The following is a 3,697-nucleotide window of genomic DNA, read 5'->3' as shown; positions in this document are numbered from 1 at the left end:
ACACTCGGGACGGGCAGCGCTTCGCCGATCTCGACGCTGCCGTGGCCCGGCTGGTCCAGCGATTCGGCGGCCTGCCCGAGGACAAGCTCGCCGGCCTGCGGCGGCTGGCCGCCGAGCACGGTGTCGACGCCGACACGTTCGCCCTGCGGGTGCGGCGTTACAAGGTGCTGCCCGCCGGGACGCCGGCGCGCGACGAGCGTCCCGCCATTGACACCGACCTGCTCCGGCAGGTACGCGCCGACCTCGACGAGCTCGGCAGCCTGTCCGGGGAAACCCCGCCGACGAGCCTGTTCGCCCTGCTCGGCCTGCCCCCGGACACCGGCCGGACCGAGATCCGCCAGGCCCGGGACGCCTTTGCCGCCCGCAACCGCGAACGCCGCCCGGATCGCCGGCGGGCACTCGTGGACGACCTGCTGGCCGCGGTCACGGCCCTGCTCATCGACGCCGATCCGAGTGTCTACCTGGACGCCCTGGCGGCTGACGTGACCGCACGGCTGCGGCCCGCGGTCGCGGCGGCGGTACTGGTCGAGGACGCCCTCACCCCGCGGCACTACACGGCCTTCCTCACCGAGGCCGAGCAGTACGGGCTTGACCGGGGCCGGGCCCGGGCGGTGCTCGCCGAGCTCGCCCGCGAGCACGGCGTCGACGTGCCGGACATCCCCGTCCAGGCCCTGCCTGCTCCGTCGTCTGATGTCCCGTCGCCCGGTGTCCCGTCGTCGCCCGGTGTCCCGCTGCCGACGCCGCCCCGGGCCGCGCAGTGGCTGGAACCGCTGGCGAAGGCTCGCGCCGCGTTGCGTGCGGGTTGTCCGGTCGAGGCCCATGAGTGGGTCGCCGACGCCCGGGAGCGGGCCGGGGAGCTGTTGCCCGCGATTCGGGCTGTCGCAGACGAGGTCGAACAGGTGATTCTCGCGGCTGGGTCGCTCTGGCAGCAGGTCGAGGCGGCGCTGTCCGGCTGTCGCCTGTGGACCGCCGGTCAGCTGCTCGACGAGCTCGCCCGCGACGCCGTTGACGTGCCCGGTCCCGGTGGGCGCAGCGTCACCGAGGGGATCGCGATGGTCCGCGAGCAGCTCGCGCGCGCCGACGACGCGGTCGCCGCCGCCGGCCGCAGCCACGGTGCGCATCGGGAAAGCCTGCTGCTGCAGGCGCTGGAGATCGTTGCCGACCATCAGGGTGCGCGCGACGCTCTTGCCGCCGCCGGGGTGGCGCCACCCGCGCGGGTGCGGACACGGCGAGCCGGTCGCGCGGTGGCCGTCACCTGGCAGCCGTCGCCGTCCGTGGGAACGATCGAGTACCGCGTGTTGCGGATCGGGCCGGACGGCGCGTCCCGCGCGGTCGGAGTCACCCAGGTCACGAGTATCGAGGACGGCGGGGTCGGCCCGGACGCGCCGATTCCGGCCTATGAGGTGCTCGCCGGTCGTGCCGGGGTGTGGTCCGCCCCGGCCCGGTGCAACCCCGCCCCTGGCGACCCCGCCCGGGACGACGCCGCTCCCGTCCCGACCGCCGCGGACCGCCTCGCGCCCGCGACCGGCCTGTATCTGGCCGGTGACCTGCTGCGCTGGACCTGGCCGCCGGGCTGCACCGAGATGATGGTCGTCTGGCGCAACGACGCGCCGGCTCGCGCGGTGGACGATCCGGCGGCGCGTTGCCGTAAGGTCACCAACGCGAGATACGAAGTGGACGGTGGCGTCCCGGTACCGGCCGAACGGCCGCTGCACCTTGCGGTGTTCGGTTGTCTGCGCGACGGTGGCCGGCTGGTGGTTGCCAGCACCTGCGCACCATCTGCCCGCCTGTGGGCGGCCGGGGGTTGACGGGAGGCGGGAGACCCCCGGCCGCCAGGGACGATCGACTGGGGGATGACCGTCGTTGTTGGTCTACCACGATCGGGCGCTGCCTGCGATCGTCACAGTGCGTTACTGTCACCGGGACGGCGGATCGGTGTCATAGGTCCCGTCCTGGGCGGTTGGCCGCAGGTTACCGTATGAGCATGCGCGTCCAGATCATTGCTCAGACGCAGTTCACACCGCCGGACGACGTCGACTGGACCACCGATGCCGACGGTGGCCAGGCGCTTGCGGAGTTCGCCGGTCGGGCCTGCTACCAGAGCTGGTCGAAGCCGAACTCCGCCACGGCCACGAACGCCGGCTATCTGCGTCACATCCTCGACGTCGGGCATCTGTCCGTGCTCGAGCACGGGACGGTGACCATGTACATCACCGAGGTCTCCCGGAGCCTGACCCACGAGCTGGTGCGTCACCGGCACTTCTCCTACAGTCAGCTTTCCCAGCGTTACGTACCGGAGCGGGACGCCGTCGTGATCGAGCCCGACGTCATCGCCGAGGACCCGCAGCTGCACGAGCTGTTCACCGAGGCCACCGCCGCGTCGCTGGAGGCGTACGGAAAGCTCCTCGAGGGGCTGGAGAAGCGTTTCGCTGACGTGGCGGCACCGATCTCCCAGCGTAAGCTTGCCCGGCAGGCCGCCCGTTCGGTGCTGCCCAACGCCACCGAGACCCGAATCGTGGTAACCGGCAACTACCGGGCATGGCGTCACTTCATCGCGATGCGCGCGAGCGAGGCGGCGGATGTCGAGATCCGTGCGCTGGCGGTCGCGGCGCTGCGTGAGCTCCAGCGACTCGCGCCGAATGTCTTCAGCGACTTCCAGGTGATCACCCTGGACGACGGAACCGAGGTTGCGTCGAGCCCGGTAGCGCATTGAGGTGGAGCATATGACCAGCGTTGTCAATGTCGCCGAGAAGAATGTCGCCGAGCAGACGACGTCGGGTGCCGGGGGGCCGCTGTCGCCGGAGGAGCTGCGGCGTATCCACGCCTACTGGCGGGCGGCGAACTATCTGGCTGTCGGCCAGATCTATCTGCTCGACAATCCCCTGCTGCGGGAGCCTCTGCGGACCGACCATGTCAAACCCCGACTACTCGGCCACTGGGGCACGACGCCGGGACTCAACCTGATCTACGCGCACATGAACCGTGTGATCAAAACGAACGACCTCAACGCGATCTACGTCATCGGCCCGGGTCACGGCGGTCCCGGCATTGTCGCGAACGCCTACCTGGAGGGTACGTACTCCGACGTCTACCCCTCCATCACCCAGGACGCCGCCGGGCTGCGCAGGCTGTTCCGCCAGTTCTCCTTTCCCGGTGGTATCCCCAGCCACGTGGCGCCGGAGATTCCCGGCTCGATCCACGAGGGCGGGGAGCTGGGCTACGCCCTCACCCATGCCTTCGGTGCCGCGTTCGACAATCCGGACCTGCTGGTCTGCGCGGTCGTCGGGGACGGTGAGGCCGAGACCGGGCCGTTGGCGACAAGCTGGCACTCGAACAAGTTCCTCGACCCGGTCCGGGACGGCGCGGTCCTGCCGATCCTGCACCTGAACGGCTACAAGATCGCTCAGCCGGCCGTGCTCGCGCGTATTCCGCAGACCGAGCTCGACCAGCTGATGCGCGGGTACGGGTACCAGCCGTTCCACGTCACCGGGGACAATCCCGAACAGGTCCATCAGCAGTTCGCCGCTGTCCTCGACACCGTCGTCGCCGAGATCACCCGGATCCAGCAGCAGGCGCGGGTGCACGGCGACCCGGCCCGCCCACTGTGGCCCATGATCGTCCTTCGTACCCCGAAGGGCTGGACCGGCCCGAGCGTCATCGACGGCGCGCAGGTCGAGGGCACGTGGCGATCACACCA

The 3,697-nt window shown here is 70.8% G+C and carries 2 protein-coding genes and 1 pseudogene; all 3 read left to right on the top strand.

The window, feature by feature from the left end:
• On the top strand, nucleotides 1-1,808 hold a 1,808-nt coding region (locus DD1DGNOD_RS21205; protein ID WP_241255883.1), incomplete at its 5' end, for a hypothetical protein.
• Between the two features lie 176 nt (nucleotides 1,809-1,984).
• Nucleotides 1,985-2,713, top strand: a complete 729-nt coding sequence (thyX, locus tag DD1DGNOD_RS21200; protein ID WP_131770910.1) for an FAD-dependent thymidylate synthase — start codon at nucleotides 1,985-1,987, stop codon at nucleotides 2,711-2,713.
• 10 nt (nucleotides 2,714-2,723) lie between these two features.
• Nucleotides 2,724-3,697: pseudogene (locus DD1DGNOD_RS21195) on the top strand (phosphoketolase); the annotation flags it as partial.

The organism is Candidatus Protofrankia californiensis, assembly GCF_900634765.1.
Lineage (GTDB): Bacteria > Actinomycetota > Actinomycetes > Frankiales > Frankiaceae > Protofrankia > Protofrankia californiensis.
This window is presented reverse-complemented; position numbering and strand designations above follow the sequence as displayed.